This is a genomic window from Streptomyces sp. NPDC079141 (assembly GCF_040686775.1).
Classification (GTDB): domain Bacteria; phylum Actinomycetota; class Actinomycetes; order Streptomycetales; family Streptomycetaceae; genus Streptomyces.
In genome coordinates this window covers 374,887-391,130 of record NZ_JBFBLP010000004.1, presented here as the reverse complement: position 1 = coordinate 391,130, position 16,244 = coordinate 374,887, and the positions used below count along the sequence as shown (strand labels likewise).

Below are 16,244 nucleotides of genomic sequence, written 5' to 3'. Positions count from 1 at the left end.
TCGCCTCCCACGGTACTAGGCAGGCGGGGCGCAGAGCAAAGCCCTTGGCGCCGGTCGGGCGCGTGCGCAACGTCGCGGCGGGCGGGGCGTTAGTCAGGTCATGCTCCAGGTCACGTCCAAGGTCTCGCTCCAGGTCACCCGCAGCGGCCGGTTCGGCCGGCTCCTCGTCGCCGTCGCCGGTGCCGTCGCCGCCGCCCTCGCCGCCGCGCCCGCCTCCGCGGTCCCGCTTCCCGTCGCCCCGCCCCACGACGGCGACCACCTCGTCGTCACCGTCAAGAACGCCGGCGGCGGTGCCGACGGGCGGTTCGAGCTGTACTGCCACCCGGGCGGCGGCGACCACCCCGACGCCGCGGGTGCCTGCGCCGCGCTCGACCGCGGGTCGCGCTGGGGCAAGGACGCCTTCGCGCCCGTACCGCAGGGCAGCGTCTGCACGATGCAGTACGGCGGCCCCGCCACCGCACATGTCACCGGGACCTGGGCCGGGCGGCCCGTCGACGCCCGGTACGAGCGCGGCGACGGCTGCCAGATCGCCCGCTGGGACCGGCTCGTGCCGGTGCTGCCCGATCTCCGGCCGAAGGGGCGCGAGTAGGACCGAGCCGCTCAGCAGTCGCGAGGGCACGAGCAGCGCCCGCCCGGTCAGCAGCCGCGTGGGCACGAGCAGGGCCGGCCTCATCCCCGGCCGCAAGGGCACGAGCAGCGCCCGCCCGGTCAGCAGCCGCGTGGGCACGAGCAGGGCCGGCCTCATCCCCGGCCGCAAGGGCACGAGCAGCGCCCGCCCAGTCAGCAGCCGCGAGGGCACGAGCAGGGCCGGCCCCAGCTCCGGCCGCAAGAGCACAAGCAGCGTCCGCCCGATCCCCGGTCGAACGGGCGCCAGTAGGCCCGGCCTGCGGCTCGTCCCTAAAGGTCCGGTGCCGGTCTGGCGGAGTGGACGGACACGGTCATACGTTCTGGGTCACTTCGTCGTGCGACCTCGCTCTCATCCGGCGTCGCGAGCGCAACCCCAGCCCTTAGACTCCCTCGCGTGACACGTCGCGGGCCGGTTGGCAAGATGGCCCGAGCGGTCGGCAAGGTGCGGTAACAGGGAGGAAGCGTCTCGTGAGCAGCAGGCCATCCCGAGGCGCTGCTCGCCTCGCAGCCATACTCGACGCGCTTCCGGATGCGTTGGTGCTGGTCAACGCCAACGGGACCGTCGTCAACGCCAACACCATCGCCCTGGAGGCCTTCGAGGCCCCGGGGACGGCTCTGGTGGGGCGCGGGCTGCTCGATCTGCTGCCGCAGTTCGACTCCAAGCTGATCCCGGGGTCCATGCGGCGGCCCGATCACATGGACCCGCAGGGCAGGACCAAGCCGACCCGGATGATGGCCCGGCGCACCGACGGCAGCGAGTTCCCCGTCGAGGTCACGTCCGCGAATCTGGAGAACGGCCAGCAGGCCTACGACGGTTACGGCTACACCAGCGACGAACTGCTGATGCTCGTCGTACGGGATCTGTCCGGGACCATCGACACCGAGGCGGAGCTGGCGCGTTCGCAGCGGCAGACCGAGATGATCCTGCGGGCCGCCGCCGAGGGTGTCGTGGGGACGGACACCGACGGGCGGATCGTGCTCGTCAATCCGGCCGCCGCTCAGATACTGGGATACCGGGCCAGTGATCTCGGGGGGCGGGAGCTGCACACGCTCGTGCTGCACTCCCGGCCCGACGGCGCGCCGTTCCCGTACGAGGAGTCGCCGCTCGCCGACACGCTGCGCTCCGGGCGCAAGCACCGGGTGCGCGGGCAGGTGCTGTTCGCCAAGAGCGGCGAGAAGGTGTCGGTCGACCTGACCACCGCGCCCGTGCGCGACGGCGACCAGCTCGTCGGCGCCGTGATGACCTTCACCGACCGGCGGCCGTACGACGCGCTCGCCGAGGAGAAGGAGGCCGCCGAGAAGCGGCACGAGGAGGAGCTGGAGCGGCTCGCCGAGGAGCACGCCTCCGAGCTGACCGCCCTGCGCCAGCGGCACGTCGCCGAGGTCGAGGAGCTCACCGAGCAGCACGAGGAGGAGCTCGGCGCGAACGAGGAGCGCTACGCCGCGCTCGGCGAGCGGGAGAAGGACCGGTTCGAGGCCCTGGCCGGGCGGCACGAGCAACTGCTGACCCTGCTGGCGCAGTCGCTGCGCGGGCCCCTGGACGAGCTGCGCCGCGAGCTGGCGGCGCTGGCCGCGGACGACGCCGGGCAGCTGTGGCCCGAGGCCAACCAGGTACTGCACCACCTGTCGGCCGGCTACTCGCGGATCACCACCCTCATCGACAACGTTCTCGGCTACCAGCGGCTCGACGCCGGTGCGGAGGACGTCACCCGCACGAAGGTGATGCTGGACGCCGTCGTCGCCGCCGGTGTCGACGGGGCCGTCGAACTCATCGGGCCGGGGCGGGTGCAGTTCGCCGTGCACGCGCCGCCCATCGAGGCCGAGGTCGACTCCCGGCTGCTCGCGACCGCGCTCGCGCACCTGGTCGCGGATGTCGCGGGCGTCGACGCGACCGGCAACTCGCCCGTGTCGGCGGGCGGCTACATGGACAACACCGTCGTGGTCGCGGCGGCGCAGCGCGGCGAGGTCGTGCGCATCGAGGTGCGCGGGCCGTACGCCGGGGGAGACCCGGTGCACGAGCCGATCGTGCGCGGGATCGTGCGCGCCCACGGCGGCGTGCTCCAGACGCACGAGGTGCCGGGCATGAGCGGCAACGCGTACGTCCTGGAGGTGCCGATCGGCGGCGGGGCCGGGGCCGTTGCGGCCGCGCAGGCCGCGCCGGCCGCCGCGGTCGAGAGCGCCGAGCAGACCTCCGGCGGCGGGCGGCGGCGGGCCCGGCGGTCCTCCGTCGACGCCTTCCTGGAGAGCGAGGACGGTTCCGGGTCCGAAACCGAGGCCGGGACGCCGACCGGGCGGCGCAGGCGGCGTGCGGCCGAGGCCGCGGACGCGGCGCCCGTCCCGGAGCAGGTGGTGCAGGAGACCGCCGTGGAGGTTTCCGGTGGTACCGGGCGGCGGCGCGGACGCCCCGCCGAGGCCACCGGTGATGCCGATGAGGCCGGTGCCGGTGTCGCCGAGGGTGCCGTCGTGACGGCCGCCGAGCATGCCGCCGGGGCCGCGGCCTCGGGGAACGGGCTCGGCGGGACCGTACCGCCGCAGGGCGTGCCCGCGCCGGGCGGACGGCGGGCCCGGCGGGACTCCGGCGAGCGGCATGCGCTGCCTCCGGCGCTGCCCGCGGCCGCTGCCCCCGCTCCGGTGCCCGCGCAGGGTGCGTCGGGCGAGGGCGCGCAGCCGACGGGGCGCCGTCGCCGTGCGCTGGCCGCCGCGAACGAGCGTGCCGCCGCGCAGGAGGCCGGTCCCCGTACGGTGTTCGCGCTGCCGCCCGCGGAGGCGGACCGGCCGGACGAGAGCCTCGCCCCAGTTCCGGCCCAGGCCCAGGCCCAGGCCCAGGCTCAGGTCCCGGCGCAGGCCGTCGCCGTACCGGTGCCCGCTCCCGCGCCCGCAGCGGACGACACGATGGGCGACCACGGGCGGCACGACGCCGTCCCGCACGACCAGTCCGACGACCACACGCCACCGCAGCCGCACCCGACGAGCGCACCCACCGGGCGCCGGCGCCGGGCCGTGGGCCAGCCGGAGCAGGCGCAGGCGCCGCAGGCCGAGGCAGCGGCTCCCGCCGCTCAGGGCACCCCGCCCCAGGGCATCCCTGCCGCTCAAGGCACCCCGGCCCAGGGCACCCCCGCCGCTCAGCCCTGGCCCGTGGAGGACGGCACCTCCGGCGCCGGGACGCCCGTGGCGCCGCGGCCGGCCGCTGTGGAGTCCACGCCCTCGCAGGGCACCCCGCTGCCGCCCGAGGCGCCGACGCCGCAGCCGCGGGTCGCACAGCCGTTGCCCGCCGAGGCCGCCGCGCCGGTCGACCCGAACTCCACGCAGGGGCGGGCGATCAGTGTGCGGACGCTGGGGCAGGGCGTGCCGTTCACGCGGCAGGCGGCGCAGGTGCAGCAGCCGACGGCGACGCCTCCCCCGCACGCGCCGGGCGGTGGGGGCAGGCGCCGCAAGCTGGGGACGCGGCCCGATCCGGCCACGGACCGGCCGGAGCAGGGGGCCCGGCCGCATCCGCAGGCCGAGCCGCAGCCCGCCCCGGCGCAGCCCCGGACGGCGAACGCCACCGAGGGCACCGGGCGGTCGTACGCCATAGGCGCACCGGACGAGAACGCCGCCGAGGGGCCCGAGCCGCTGGACGGTCCGGGCGGGGCGGTCGAGATCGCCGACACGCCCCGGCCGCAGCCGATGGACGACGAGCTGCCGCCGGAGCCGCTGGACAATCCGCGCCGGCTGCTGGTGTGGCCCGCGCCGGACGTCACCACCCAGCAGGCGCTCAGCGACCGCGGCTACCGGCCGGTCATCGTGCACTCGCGCGAGGAGGTCGACGCGCAGATCGCCGCCTTCCCGGCCGCGCTGTTCGTCGACCCGCTGACCGGGCCGATCACCCGGACCGCGCTCCAGTCGCTGCGGCAGGCGGCGGTGGCTGCCGAGGTGCCGGTGATGGTGACGGCGGGGCTCGGACAGGCCTCGCGGGAGGCGGCGTACGGCGCCGACCCCGCCGTACTGCTGAAGGCGCTGGCGCCGCGGGACAGTGAGCAGCATCCGCCGCGGGTGCTGCTGATCGAGGAGCACGCGGAGATCGCGCTGGCGCTGACCGCGACGCTGGAGCGGCGCGGGATGCAGGTGGCGCGGGCGGCGAGCGACACCGACGCGGTGACGCTGGCGGGGCAGTTCCGGCCGAACCTGGTCGTGATGGACCTGATGCAGGTGCACCGGCGCCAGGCCGGGATCGTCGACTGGCTGCGCGCGAACGGGCAGCTCAACCGCACGCCGCTGGTCGTCTACACGGCCGCCGTGGACCAGGCCGACCTGCCGCGGCTGGCGTCGGGGGAGACGGTGCTGTTCCTCGCGGAGCGGTCCACGAGCGGTGAGGTGCAGGCCCGGATCGTCGATCTGCTGGCGCGGATCGGCACCAACTAGCGGGCGACCAGCCTGCGTGCCGCTTCCTTCACCGAGGCGCGCAGGCGGTCGCGGTCGGTGGGCTCGCCGCCGGTCAGGATGCGCGCCATCTGGGGGACGACGACGGCCCAGTCGGCCACCGCGATCAGCAGGAACAGCAGGTCGCCGGCCGGGATGGCGTCGGTGACTACACCGCGGTCCTGGCCGTCCCGGATGGCCGCGACCTTGTGGCGGTAGTGCTCCTTGCGTGCGGCCTCGTCCGGCAGTTCGGTGGTGCCGTACTCCAGGCCCTCCCACAGGAGCAGGCGCAGCACCTCGGGGTGGGCCGCGTGGTAGTCCATCAGGCGGTCGATCCAGCCGTCGATGTCGTCCGGCTCGACGGGGACGGCGACGGCGAGGTCGACCATGACCTGCCCGAGGACCTGGGTGAACAGCTCCGCCTTGTTGCCGAAGTAGGCGTAGATCAGCTGTTTGTTGGCCTTGGCCTCGGCCGCGATGCGGTCGATTCGGGCGCCCGCGATGCCGTGCCGGGCGAACTCGGCGACCGCCGCCTCGTAGATCCGGGCCTTGGTGGCCTCGGGGTCCCTTGCTGCCATGCGGTCAGGGTAGCGCGGCAAGTAACCAACCGTTTGGTTGACAGGGAATCAGCGGCCGTCCCAGACTGTTCCCCCTTCCAACCAACCAGTTAGTTGCTAGACCTGACTCTAAGGAGTCCCCCGCTCATGCCGTCAGCAACCAGCACCACTCGGCAGCAGCAGCACGCCTCGCCCGCCGACCGCCGGCCGGGCTCCGCCTTCCTGGTCCTGATCGCCGTCTGCACCGCCGTCACGGCCGCCAACATCTACCTCGCCGCACCCCTGCTCCCGCTGATCGCCCGCGACTACGGCTCGACCGCCTCGTCCGTCGCCTGGATCGCCTCGGTCGCCCAGCTCGGCTACGCCGTCGGCCTGCTCTTCTTCGCTCCGCTCGGGGACAGCGCCAACCGGCGGCGCCTGGTCGCCGCCCTCACCGTGGTGACCACGGCGGCGCTCGCCGCCGGTGCCGCGGCGCCCGGCACCGCCGCGCTCGCGGCGGCCGTGTTCGTCGCCGCCGCCGCGACCGTCATCCCGCAGCTGCTCGTCCCGCTGGTCGCCGAACGGGCCCCGGCCGACCGGCGCGCCCGCCATGTCGCCGCCGTCATCGCGGGACTGTTCACCGGCATCGTCGCCGCCCGGGTGCTGGGCGGTCTGGCCGGGCAGGCGTTCGGCTGGCGCTGGGTGTTCGCGGGCTCGGCCGTACTGACGCTGGCCCTGGGCCTGGCCACGGCCCGCGTGCTGCCGTCGGAGAGCCGCCGCGGCGGCGCCGGTTTCCTGGCCGGCATCGCCGCCCTGCCCGCCCTGGTGCGCCGCTCGCCCGACCTGTGGCGGGCGTGCCTCAGGCAGGCCGGCATGTTCGGCGCGTGGAGCGCGCTGTGGACTTCGCTGGCGCTGCTGCTGACCGGTCCGACGTACGGCCTGTCCACCGCGACCGCCGGGCTCTTCGGCCTGTTCGGGCTGACCGCGAGCGCGGTCGCGCCCCTCGCGGGCGGGCTGGTGGACCGGTTCGGCGCGGCGAAGGTCGTACGGGCCGCGTATCTCCTCGCCGCGGTGTCCGTCCCGCTGTTCTGGCTGGGCGGGCAGGTGATGGCGGCGCTCTTCGCGGCCGCGATCGCGATCCACGCGGCCCTGGTCGCCTCCCACGTCGCCAACCAGACGCTCGCCCTGACGACCACGAAGACCCCGGCCGCCGCCAACACCGCGTACGTGGTGAGCGGCTTCGCGGGCGGCGCGCTGGCCTCGGCGCTCGCGGGACCGGCGTACGGCCACTTCGGCTGGGGCGGGGTGAGCGCGGTCGCGGGCGTGTGGCTGCTGATCGGCTGGGGCGCCACGGCCGTACGACGATGACGCCCCCATCGGCGGAATCAGAGCTGCGTGACGTCCAGGCCCCCGTCCGCGTACTGCCTGCGCAGCACCTTCTTGTCGAACTTGCCCACGCTCGTCTTCGGGACCGACTCGATGACCGTCCAGCGCTCCGGGAGCTGCCACTTGGCGATCTTGCCCTCGTCGGCGAGGAAGGCACGGAGGGACTCGAAGTCGGCCGTCGCGCACTCCTTCAGGACCACCGTGGCCAGGGGGCGCTCGCCCCACTTCTCGTCCGGGACGGCGACCACGGCGGCCTCGGCGACGTCCGGGTGGGACATCAGCGCGTTCTCCAGCTCGACCGAGGAGATCCACTCACCGCCGGACTTGATGACGTCCTTGGCGCGGTCAGTCAGGGTCAAGAAGCCGTCGGAGGAGATGGTCCCCACGTCCCCCGTCTTCAGCCAGCCGTCCTCGCTGAACTTGTCGGCGGGGCGCAGGGGTTCGGCCTCGGGACCGTTGTAGTAGGCGCCGGCGATCCACGGGCCGCGGACCTCCAGCTCGCCCGCCGACTCGCCGTCCCAGGGCAGGCGTTCGCCGCCGGGGCCGGTGAGGCGGGCCTCGACGGAGGCGGGGAAGCGGCCCTGGGTGAGCCGGTAGCCGAACTCCTCGTCGGTGCCGACCGCGTGGGCCGGCGGACGGGCCACCGTGCCCAGCGGGGAGGTCTCGGTCATGCCCCAGGCGTGGCAGACCCGCATGCCCAGCTTGTCGAACGCCTCCATCAGGGAGGGCGGACAGGCCGAGCCGCCGATCGTGACCTGGCCGAGGGTCGAGACGTCACGCGGCCGCGCGGTCAGCTCCGCCAACAGGCCCTGCCAGATGGTGGGGACGGCGGCGGCGTGCGTCGGGCGCTCCCGCTCGATCATCTCCGCCAGCGGCGCGGGCTGGAGGAAGCGGTCCGGCATCAGCAGGTTGACGCCGGTCATGAAGGTGGCGTGCGGCAGGCCCCAGGCGTTCACATGGAACTGGGGGACGACCACGAGGGAGGTGTCCTGGTCGGTCAGGCCCATGGACTGGGTCATGTTGACCTGCATGGAGTGCAGGTAGATCGAGCGGTGGGAGTAGACGACACCCTTGGGGTCACCGGTGGTGCCGGAGGTGTAGCACATGGCCGCGGCCGAGCGCTCGTCCAGCTCCGGCCAGTCGTACGAGGTCGGCTTGCCCGCGATGAGGTCCTCGTACTCGTGCACCTGGACGGAGGCGCCAGCGAGCAGGGAACGGTCGCCCGGGCCCGCGACGACGACGTGCTCGACCGGCTTGAGGTGCGGGAGCAGGGGGGCCAGGAGCGGCAGCAGGGAGCCGTTGGCGATCACTACCCGGTCGGCCGCGTGGTTGACGATCCAGGCCAGCTGCTCGGCCGGGAGGCGGAGGTTGAGGGTGTGCAGGACCGCACCCATGGAGGGGATCGCGAAGTACGCCTCGACGTGCTCGGCGTTGTTCCACATCAGGGTGGCGACCCGCTCGTCGGCGGCCACGCCCAGGTCCTCGCGCAGGGCGTGCGCCAGCTGGGCCGTCCGGGCGCCGACCTCGGCGAAGGAGCGGCGGTGCGGCTCGGCCTCGCCCGTCCAGGTCGTCACCTGTGAGGTGCCGTGGATCGTCTGCCCGTGGGTCAGGATCCTGGAGATCAGCAGCGGTACGTCCTGCATCGTGCTCAGCACGGTGTCCTCCCGGGGGCGACATTGCCTACGCGGCAGTAAGGGTTGCGCAGATTCTGCGCGCATACCGCTTGGTATGTCACTAGGGGAGGGTGATCGATCACGTCACGTTGACAACACGGGACGCCGCGTAGCTACCGGGCCAGGCACAGCTCGGGGTCCTCGCGCAGCTTGCCCAGCGCCCGGGAGACCGCCGACTTCACGGTGCCGATCGACACCCCGAGCACCTCGGCCGTCTGGGCCTCGCTGAGATCCTCGTAGTACCTCAGGACGACCATCGCCCGCTGCCGCGCCGGCAGCTTCATGATCGCCCGCCACATCGCGTCGTGCAGCGCCTGCTGCTCCGCCGGGTCGTCGCCGCCCGGCAGGGGCTCCGGCTCGGGCAGCTCGTCGGTCGCGAACTCGTCGACCCGGCGCTTGCGCCACTGCGAGGTGCGCGTGTTCACCAGCGCCCGGCGCACATAGCCGTCGAGCGCGCGATGGTCCTCGATGCGCTCCCAGGCCACATAGGTCTTGGTGAGCGCGGTCTGCAGCAGATCCTCCGCGTCGCACGGGTTCGCGGTCAGCGACCGGGCGGTACGCAGCAGCACCGGCTGGCGGGCCCTCACGTACGAGGCGAACGACGGGTACGGAAGGGTCTGCGCCCTGGGTGCGGCGGCGTTCGAAGCGCTGGTGCAGACGGGTGTGGTCATGGCTCCACGCTAGGAGCGGCCCCCCTGTCCTCTCATCGGCCGGAGGTCCCGAAGCAGACTCCGCCTCAGGTTGTAGGGGTGGGGGTCGCTACACCTCCTGAGGGTGGACTAAAGGGCCCCGCCTACTACGGGATGACCCCTGGGGGCTCATCCGTCCGCCGTCAGGACGAGCCCCGACGTCGGCACCCCTGTCCCGGCCGTCACCAGGACCCGTTCCGCACCGGGGACCTGGTTCACGGCCGTCCCCCGCACCTGGCGCACCCCCTCCGCGATGCCGTTCATCCCATGGAGGTACGCCTCGCCGAGCTGACCGCCGTGGGTGTTGAGCGGCAGCCGGTCCGCCGCGACGAAGTCCGCCGCCTCGCCCCGGCCGCAGAAGCCGAACTCCTCCAGCTGCATCAGCACGAACGGGGTGAAGTGGTCGTAGAGGATGCCTACGTCGATGTCGGCGGGCCCGAGTCCCGTCGTGCGCCACAGCTTCCGGGCCACCACGGCGGACTCCGGCAGGCCGGTGAGGTCGCCGGTGTGGAAGCCGGTCATCTGCTCCTGGCCCCTGGCCGAGCCCTGGGCGGCCGCCGCGACGACCGCGGGCGGGCGGCGCAGATCGCGGGCCCGTTCCAGGGAGGTGACGACGATCGCCTGGCCGCCGTCCGTCTCCTGGCAGCAGTCGAGCAGCCTCAGCGGCTCGGATATCCAGCGGGAGGCCGCGTGGTCGGCGAGGGTGATGGGGCGGCCGTGGAAGTGGGCGGCCGGGTTCGTCGCCGCGTGCCGGCGGGCCGTGACGGCCACCGGCCCGAAGGCCGCCTCCGGGGTCAGGCCGTAGGTGTGCAGATACCGCTGGGCGGACATGGCGACCCAGGAGGCGGGGGTGAGCAGGCCGAACGGCATCACCCAGCCGAGCGCCACGCCCTCCGCCGTCGGCTCCCGGTGCCGCACTCCGGAGCCGAAGCGGCGGCCGGAGCGCTCGTTGAAGGCGCGGTAGCAGACGACGGTCTCGGCAGCCCCGGCCGTGACGGCGAGCGCGGCCTGCTGGACGGTAGCGCAGGCGGCGCCCCCGCCGTAGTGGACGCGGGAGAAGAAGGACAGCTCGCCGATCCCCGCGGCCTGCGCCACGGTGATCTCGGGGCTGGTGTCCATCGAGAAGGTGACCATCCCGTCCACGTCGGCCGGCGCCAGCCCCGCGTCGTCGAGGGCGGCGTGCACGGCCTCCACGGCCAGCCGCAGCTCACTGCGCCCGGAGTCCTTGGAGAACTCGGTGGCGCCGATGCCGACGACGGCCGCCTTCACGGCGCGCCTCCCAGGATGACGGTGGCCGTGCCGGTCACATGGGCGCCGATGCCGTTCGTCCCGACGATCCGTACGGTCGCGGTGTCGCCGTCGACCGCCTCGATGCGGCCGGTCAACACCATGGTGTCGCCCGGGTGGTTGGGGGCGCCGAGCCGGATGGCCAGCCTGCGCAGGACGGCCGTCGGGCCGAAGTGGTCGGTGAGATAGCGGCCGACCAGGCCGTTGGTGGTGAGGATGTTCATGAAGATGTCCGGTGAGCCCTTCTCCCTGGCGAGCTCCGGGTCGTGGTGCACGTCCTGGTAGTCGCGGGAGGCGAGAGCCCCGGCGACGATCAGTGTGCGGGTGACGGGGACGGTCAGCGGCGGCAGTTCGTCTCCGGCCCTCATGCCTCGGCCCGCCAGACGGGAAGCGTCAACTCCTCGTCGTAGGCGCGGAATTCGAGTCGCACCGGCAGCCCGATCCGCACCTTGTCGTACGGCACTCCCACCACGTTCCCGGTCATCCGCACGCCCTCCGCCAGCTCGATCAACGCGACCGCGTACGGGGGGTCGAAGGCCGGGAAGGGCGGGTGGTGCATGACGACGTACGAGTACACCGTGCCCGCGCCGGACGCCTCGACCGTGTCCCAGTCGAGGCCGGCGCAGGCGTTGCAGCCGGGCAGCCAGGGGTGGCGCAGGGTGCCGCAGCCGGTGCAGCGCTGGATGAGGAGCCTGTGGTGCCGGACGCCCTCCCAGAAGGCCTCGTTGTCGCGGTTGACGACCGGGCGGGGGCGGGCGGGCCTGCGCGGGCCGGGGGCGTACTTGAGGATGCGGAAGCGGTGGGTGCCGACGAGGTCGGGGCCCGCGCGGACGTCGGTGCGGGTGGTGACGAAGTGGCCGCTGCCGAGCTTCGTCGTCTTCCTGCCGGACACCGACTCGATGACCGTGTCGAAGGTGATCTCGTCGCCGGGGCGCAGCGGGCGCAGGTACTCCTGCTCGCAGTCGGTGGCGACGACCGCGGTGCAGCCCGCCGCGTCGAGCAGCCCGAGCAGTTCGTCGTACGCCGCCGAGCGTCCCGTACGACCCGAGAGGCCGCCCATCGTCCAGGCCTGGAGCATGGTGGGCGGAGCGACGGCGTCCGGGCCGGTGTAGGCCGGGTTGGTGTCGCCCATGGCCTCGCACCAGTGCCGGATCATGGGGAGGTTGACGGGGTCCTTGCCGGTGCCCCGGAGGAAGGCGGGGCGGCCCTCGTAGACCTTGAGCCGTATCGCGAGGTCGTCCATGGTTTCTGACTGTCCGTCAGATATTGATGGACTGTCAAGTGCTGTGCGCCGGGCCGGAACCGGGGTCCGTGCCCCCGGGCGGAAAAACGCCTGCGCGGCGATGCCGAAGCACCGCCGCGCAGACGCGTCACACCCCACGGAGCACACCACCCGGAGAGCGGGGGCCGGTGCCGGGGCACCGGCCCTCAGCTCACCACCACAGCGGGGTGAAGTTGACCTGCGTGTTGTCGTTCCCCTGGTTGATGGCCGTGAACGCGGACCCGTTGACCTGGGCGGTATTGCTCTGGTTCGAGGCACCGGAGCCGATCGCCTGCTGCTGAGTGGTGGACGAGTTGCCGAAGTTGTCGCCGCCCACACCGCTGCCGATGATGCCCTGCCAGGCGTTCGTGACGGCCGCGCTCGATCCGTCGTCCGCGATGGCGCCGTTGTCCGCCGACGCGACGCCGGTGAACAGGGCGGCGGCGAGCGGGAGGGCGGAGACGGCGGCGATGACGCGGGCGGTACGGATGCTTGCCATGTTTGTTCCTCCAGAACATGAAGTACGGCTTCCACCAGGGCAGTTGGCCGACCGACCCGGTGTTGTGCACGACGTCGCGAGACCAGAGTTGCCCACCGAATCCCCGGCGAACCACCCCGGAAGCCGTGATTCGCCCTCAAGCGTGATGACAAGTCGATAAACCCCTTTGCATCACCTGAACCCCCAGCTCAGGGCAGTACGGACAGCTCGGTCCAAGTGCCGCAAGAGGGGAAGCGTTCCGGCACATTCCCGGCCAATCCGTCCCGCCCGGCGCGTCGTGCCCGACCCCTCTTCCCTTTCTCGAACATACGTACGAACATGGAGTCATGGCCACCACCGACCGGTACCCCCGGCAGGCCACGACGCTGGCCCTCGCACACGCCCTGTCAGCCGCCGAACGCGGACTGGCCGTCATCCCCCTGTCCCGGACCAAGCTCCCGGCCGTGCGCTCCCCGCACCGCGACGACCCCGCCGCCCCGCCCTGCCACGGCGAGTGCGGCCGCTTCGGCCACGGGGTCTACGACGCCACGACCGACCCCACCCGTATCCGCGAGCTGTTCGCCGCCGCGCCCTGGGCCACCGGCTACGGCATCGCATGCGGCCTCCCGCCGCACCGCCTGATCGGCGTCGACCTGGACACGAAGTCGGGCACGGACTCCTCGGCCGCCCTGCGCGAACTGGCCCTGCGCCACCTGTTCACGATCCCGGACACAGTGGTCGTCCTGACCCCCAGCGGCGGCCGCCACATCTGGCTCAGCGGCCCGCCGGACGTCGTCGTCCCCAACTCGGCCGGACGCCTGGCCCCCGGCATCGACATCCGAGGCGCCGGCGGCTACCTCGTGGGCCCCGGCTCCCGCACCGACCACGGCGTCTACGCCACCGCCCCCGGTACGGCCCACCTGCCCCCGGCCCCCTGCCCACCGGCCCTCCTCCGCCTCCTGCTCCCACCCCCGCGCACCACCACCCCCGCGTCGGCCGCCCCGACCGACGGCCAGGGCCTCGTCCAGTTCGTCCTCGCCGCCCACGAGGGCCAGCGCAACACCCGCCTGTTCTGGGCCGCCTGCCGCGCCTACGAGAACGGCATCGGCCCCGCCCTGCTCGCCCCGCTGGTCGAGGCGGCCCAGGGCACCGGTCTGACGGAACGGGAGGCACGCGCCACGATCGCGTCGGCGGCCCGGATGACGGGACACCGCCCATGAAATTCACAAGACCCTTCTCCGGGAGCCCCCTAGGGTGCCGCTCATGTCCCTGACCCGCGTAGTCCTCACCTCCGGCCGCTCCCTCGACCTGGCGGAGCTTCAGCTGTCCTCGACATACGGAGGAATGCTGGAGGGCTACCCCTGCAAGCCGGTCAACGAGATGAAGCTCAGGGGCCTGCTCCACTGCGCCGAACGCGACCACCCGACCACCCCGGTCCACCTGATCCCACCCACCCGCGAGTACCCCGACCAGTACTCCGGCGCCTTCGGCCCCGTGGAGGTACTCCCCCCGGTGGCCTGCGTCGGCTCCTTCCGCTCCACCGCCCTGGACCCCGCCAACGACCCGATCCTGTACCGCTCCCACCTGATCGTGATCTGGTTCCAGCCGACCCCGGCCGTGCCGGCGGGCTGCGAGGCGGTCGCGGGGCTGCGGGAGTTGGACTGGGAGGAACTGGCCCAGGACTACGAGCTCTAACGAGGAACGCCCCGCCCGTCCTCGGTCAGCGTCAGCGTCAGACAGCCCAGCCACTCGACGCACTCCGGGTACTCCCAGTTCGCGCCGTCCGCCAGCAGCGCGGGCAACTCCTCCCTCGGCAGCGGCGGCCCCGGCTGCTCCCCGGGCGTCCCGTCGGAAGCGGTCCAGGGGATGACCCGGCACACCTCGACCCACCCCCGGTCCACGAGCGACATCAGAACCGGCACGAGCTCAGCAGCGGGACCGGACACCAGCGGCTCCGGCAGATCGCCCCACACCCCGGGCAGGATGTCGATCTCAGTCGCGTTGATCATGAAGGCACGCTCGGCGGAGGTGAGTTCGTCGGTGGCGGGGTAGGGCATGGGGGGATCATCGCAGGCGGACACGGCGACGGCCCCTGACCAGCAGGCGGTCAGGGGCCGTTCACATGCGGTGGGTGTGGGATTTGAACCCACGGTGACATCGCTGCCACGACGGTTTTCAAGACCGTTCCCTTAGGCCGCTCGGGCAACCCACCCCGCGTCGCCGACTGATCGGCGACGCGGGGACAAGACTAACCGGTGGGCGCGCCCGTGTGGGTGTCAGCTGTCGCCGACGCGGGAGGCCAGGGTCAGTTCGGCCGTGTGGGTCCGGCCGTCGCGTTCGTAGGTGATCTCGACCTTGTCGCCGGGCTGGTGGGTCCAGATCTCGCCGATCAGGGTGGGGCCGGAGTCGATCACGTGGTCGTCGAGCTTGGTGATGACGTCGCCGGGCTTGAGGCCGGCCTTGTCGGCGGGGCCGCCCTGCTCGACGGCGTCGGAGCCGCTCGCGCCCTGTTCGGTGATCTTCGCGCCGCCCGTGCCCTCCTCCAGGGAGACGGAGGCGCCGATCTTGGCGTAGACCGGCTTGCCGGTCTTGATCAGCTGCTGGGCGACGTACTTGGCCTGGTTGATCGGGATGGCGAAGCCCAGGCCGATGGAGCCGGACTGGCTGGTGCCGCCCATACCGTTGCCGGCGGACTGGATCGCCGAGTTGATGCCGATGACATTGCCCTGGGCGTCGAGGAGGGGGCCTCCGGAGTTGCCCGGGTTGATCGAGGCGTCCGTCTGGAGGGCGCTCATGTACGAGGCGTTGCTGCCGGTGCCGTCGCTGGAGGCGACCGGGCGGTTCTTGGCGCTGATGATGCCGGTCGTGACCGTGTTGGACAGGCCGAAGGGGGCGCCGATCGCGATCGTGGAGTCGCCGACCGCCACGTCGTCGGAGTTGCCGAGGGTCAGCGGCTTGAGGTCGCTCGGGGCGTTCTTGAGCTTGATGACGGCGACGTCGTAGCCCTGGGCGTGGCCGACGACCTCGGCGTCGTACTTCTTGCCGTTGGGGAAGGTGGCCGTCACCTTGCCGCCGTCGACCGCGTCGGCCACCACGTGGTTGTTGGTGACGATGTGGCCCTCGGTGTCGAAGACGAAGCCGGTGCCGGTGCCGCCCTCGCCGCTGCTCGACTCCGCCTCGATGGTGACGGTGCTGGGCAGCGCCTTGGCGGCCACGCCGGCGACGGTGCCCGCGTCGCGCTTGACGTCGCCGCCGGTGTCGGAGGCGGAGACGGTGGTGGAGGAGGTGTCGTCGTCCTTGGCCAGGGTGTAGCCGAGGCCGCCGCCGATACCGCCCGCGACCAGCGCGGCGATCAGCACCGCGGCGAGCAGTCCGCCGCGGCCTCGGCCGGACTTCGGCGCCGGTGCCGGCTGCTGGTACGCGGCGCCCCAGACGGTGCCCGAGCCGGAGCCCGCGCCCGCGCCGCTGTCGGCGTAGGAGGGGATCGTGGGTGCGGGCGGCGGCCATGCGGCATCGGGGGCTGCCGGGGCCTGCGGGACCCCTGACGACGCGTGCGGGTAGGGAGTCTGGGGCTGGGCCGCCGTCTGTGTCGGCTCCTGCGCCGGGGCCTCCTGCGGTACCGGCGGGAGCGGGGTGGTCGGCGCACCCGCGTCGGGAGCCGGGGGCTCCTGGGGCTCCGGAGTAGCGGGAGCATCCACCGGCACGGGGGGTGCGGACGGGGCCGGGGGTACCGCGGCGCCCTCGTTCTCGGTGCTCACAGCTTTTCTCCTCGATCCACGGCTGTCGTTGTCGGTCGCACTCGGTCACGCCCGTTCACGTGTGTCGACGGTCCGGTGCGCTTCAGCTGTGCAGGTCTTTTTGTATGCCGTCAGCTTTTCCCACGGGCCGTCAGAGCACCATAAGCGGTGC

14 protein-coding genes and 1 tRNA gene are annotated in these 16,244 nt (G+C 73.1%); 5 read left to right on the top strand and 10 right to left on the bottom strand.

Features of this window, described 5'->3' with window-relative positions; all coding sequences use genetic code 11:
* Window positions 1-100 precede the first annotated feature (100 nt).
* Complete coding sequence (locus AB0Q90_RS15935; RefSeq protein ID WP_363163384.1) at window positions 101-589, top strand: SSI family serine proteinase inhibitor; 489 nt, start codon at window positions 101-103, stop codon at window positions 587-589.
* 506 nt (window positions 590-1,095) lie between these two features.
* Window positions 1,096-5,028, top strand: a complete 3,933-nt coding sequence (locus AB0Q90_RS15930) for a PAS domain-containing protein (RefSeq protein ID WP_363163385.1) — start codon at window positions 1,096-1,098, stop codon at window positions 5,026-5,028.
* Here AB0Q90_RS15930 and AB0Q90_RS15925 read toward each other — a convergent pair.
* A complete protein-coding gene (locus AB0Q90_RS15925; RefSeq protein WP_363163386.1) occupies window positions 5,025-5,603 on the bottom strand; it encodes a TetR family transcriptional regulator in 579 nt (192 codons plus the stop codon). The genes AB0Q90_RS15930 and AB0Q90_RS15925 overlap by 4 nt on opposite strands.
* A 126-nt stretch (window positions 5,604-5,729) precedes the next feature.
* Between AB0Q90_RS15925 and AB0Q90_RS15920 the strand changes: the two genes are divergently transcribed.
* Window positions 5,730-6,929 (top strand): MFS transporter, encoded by a 1,200-nt coding sequence (locus tag AB0Q90_RS15920; protein WP_363163387.1) that lies wholly within the window; start codon window positions 5,730-5,732, stop codon window positions 6,927-6,929.
* Between the two features lie 17 nt (window positions 6,930-6,946).
* On the opposite strand, the gene AB0Q90_RS15915 is transcribed toward AB0Q90_RS15920, so the two are convergent.
* The 6 genes from AB0Q90_RS15915 to AB0Q90_RS15890 form a co-directional block, all read right to left on the bottom strand.
* Window positions 6,947-8,590: a long-chain fatty acid--CoA ligase gene (locus AB0Q90_RS15915; RefSeq protein ID WP_363163474.1), complete on the bottom strand. Its 1,644-nt coding sequence runs from the start codon at window positions 8,588-8,590 to the stop codon at window positions 6,947-6,949.
* A gap of 143 nt (window positions 8,591-8,733) precedes the next feature.
* A complete protein-coding gene (locus AB0Q90_RS15910; protein ID WP_363163388.1) occupies window positions 8,734-9,291 on the bottom strand; it encodes a SigE family RNA polymerase sigma factor in 558 nt (185 codons plus the stop codon).
* Window positions 9,292-9,438: 147 nt separating this feature from the next.
* Complete coding sequence (locus tag AB0Q90_RS15905) at window positions 9,439-10,578, bottom strand: lipid-transfer protein (RefSeq protein WP_363163389.1); 1,140 nt, start codon at window positions 10,576-10,578, stop codon at window positions 9,439-9,441.
* Window positions 10,575-10,964 (bottom strand): MaoC family dehydratase, encoded by a 390-nt coding sequence (locus AB0Q90_RS15900; protein ID WP_363163390.1) that lies wholly within the window; start codon window positions 10,962-10,964, stop codon window positions 10,575-10,577. Before AB0Q90_RS15900 ends, AB0Q90_RS15905 begins: the two co-directional genes overlap by 4 nt.
* Window positions 10,961-11,839 (bottom strand): bifunctional MaoC family dehydratase N-terminal/OB-fold nucleic acid binding domain-containing protein, encoded by an 879-nt coding sequence (locus tag AB0Q90_RS15895; protein ID WP_363163391.1) that lies wholly within the window; start codon window positions 11,837-11,839, stop codon window positions 10,961-10,963. Before AB0Q90_RS15895 ends, AB0Q90_RS15900 begins: the two co-directional genes overlap by 4 nt.
* A gap of 190 nt (window positions 11,840-12,029) precedes the next feature.
* Complete coding sequence (locus AB0Q90_RS15890; RefSeq protein ID WP_363163392.1) at window positions 12,030-12,356, bottom strand: hypothetical protein; 327 nt, start codon at window positions 12,354-12,356, stop codon at window positions 12,030-12,032.
* Between the two features lie 326 nt (window positions 12,357-12,682).
* Here AB0Q90_RS15890 and AB0Q90_RS15885 point away from each other — a divergent pair, with 326 nt between their 5' ends.
* Window positions 12,683-13,555: a bifunctional DNA primase/polymerase gene (locus tag AB0Q90_RS15885; RefSeq protein WP_363163393.1), complete on the top strand. Its 873-nt coding sequence runs from the start codon at window positions 12,683-12,685 to the stop codon at window positions 13,553-13,555.
* A 43-nt stretch (window positions 13,556-13,598) separates the two neighbouring features.
* Window positions 13,599-14,030, top strand: a complete 432-nt coding sequence (locus tag AB0Q90_RS15880) for a hypothetical protein (RefSeq protein ID WP_363163394.1) — start codon at window positions 13,599-13,601, stop codon at window positions 14,028-14,030.
* Here AB0Q90_RS15880 and AB0Q90_RS15875 read toward each other — a convergent pair.
* From AB0Q90_RS15875 to AB0Q90_RS15865, 3 genes are all read right to left on the bottom strand, one after another.
* Window positions 14,027-14,392: a hypothetical protein gene (locus AB0Q90_RS15875; protein ID WP_363163395.1), complete on the bottom strand. Its 366-nt coding sequence runs from the start codon at window positions 14,390-14,392 to the stop codon at window positions 14,027-14,029. The two genes, AB0Q90_RS15880 and AB0Q90_RS15875, sit on opposite strands and share 4 nt — an antisense overlap.
* Window positions 14,393-14,460: 68 nt before the next feature.
* Window positions 14,461-14,547 (bottom strand) — tRNA-Ser (locus AB0Q90_RS15870).
* 64 nt (window positions 14,548-14,611) lie between these two features.
* Entirely contained in the window at window positions 14,612-16,093 is a 1,482-nt protein-coding gene (locus AB0Q90_RS15865) for a trypsin-like peptidase domain-containing protein (RefSeq protein ID WP_363163396.1), read from the bottom strand.
* Window positions 16,094-16,244 lie beyond the last annotated feature (151 nt).

Bases quoted from the DNA above. Each gene is read 5' to 3' on its own strand.
- AB0Q90_RS15935 (WP_363163384.1), top strand. From the start codon at position 101: ATGCTCCAGGTCACGTCCAAGGTCTCGCTCCAGGTCACCCGCAGCGGC.
- AB0Q90_RS15925 (WP_363163386.1), bottom strand. From the start codon at position 5,603: ATGGCAGCAAGGGACCCCGAGGCCACCAAGGCCCGGATCTACGAGGCG.
- AB0Q90_RS15920 (WP_363163387.1), top strand. From the start codon at position 5,730: ATGCCGTCAGCAACCAGCACCACTCGGCAGCAGCAGCACGCCTCGCCC.
- AB0Q90_RS15915 (WP_363163474.1), bottom strand. From the start codon at position 8,590: ATGCAGGACGTACCGCTGCTGATCTCCAGGATCCTGACCCACGGGCAG.
- AB0Q90_RS15910 (WP_363163388.1), bottom strand. From the start codon at position 9,291: ATGACCACACCCGTCTGCACCAGCGCTTCGAACGCCGCCGCACCCAGG.
- AB0Q90_RS15900 (WP_363163390.1), bottom strand. From the start codon at position 10,964: ATGAGGGCCGGAGACGAACTGCCGCCGCTGACCGTCCCCGTCACCCGC.
- AB0Q90_RS15895 (WP_363163391.1), bottom strand. From the start codon at position 11,839: ATGGACGACCTCGCGATACGGCTCAAGGTCTACGAGGGCCGCCCCGCC.
- AB0Q90_RS15890 (WP_363163392.1), bottom strand. From the start codon at position 12,356: ATGGCAAGCATCCGTACCGCCCGCGTCATCGCCGCCGTCTCCGCCCTC.
- AB0Q90_RS15885 (WP_363163393.1), top strand. From the start codon at position 12,683: ATGGCCACCACCGACCGGTACCCCCGGCAGGCCACGACGCTGGCCCTC.
- AB0Q90_RS15880 (WP_363163394.1), top strand. From the start codon at position 13,599: ATGTCCCTGACCCGCGTAGTCCTCACCTCCGGCCGCTCCCTCGACCTG.
- AB0Q90_RS15875 (WP_363163395.1), bottom strand. From the start codon at position 14,392: ATGCCCTACCCCGCCACCGACGAACTCACCTCCGCCGAGCGTGCCTTC.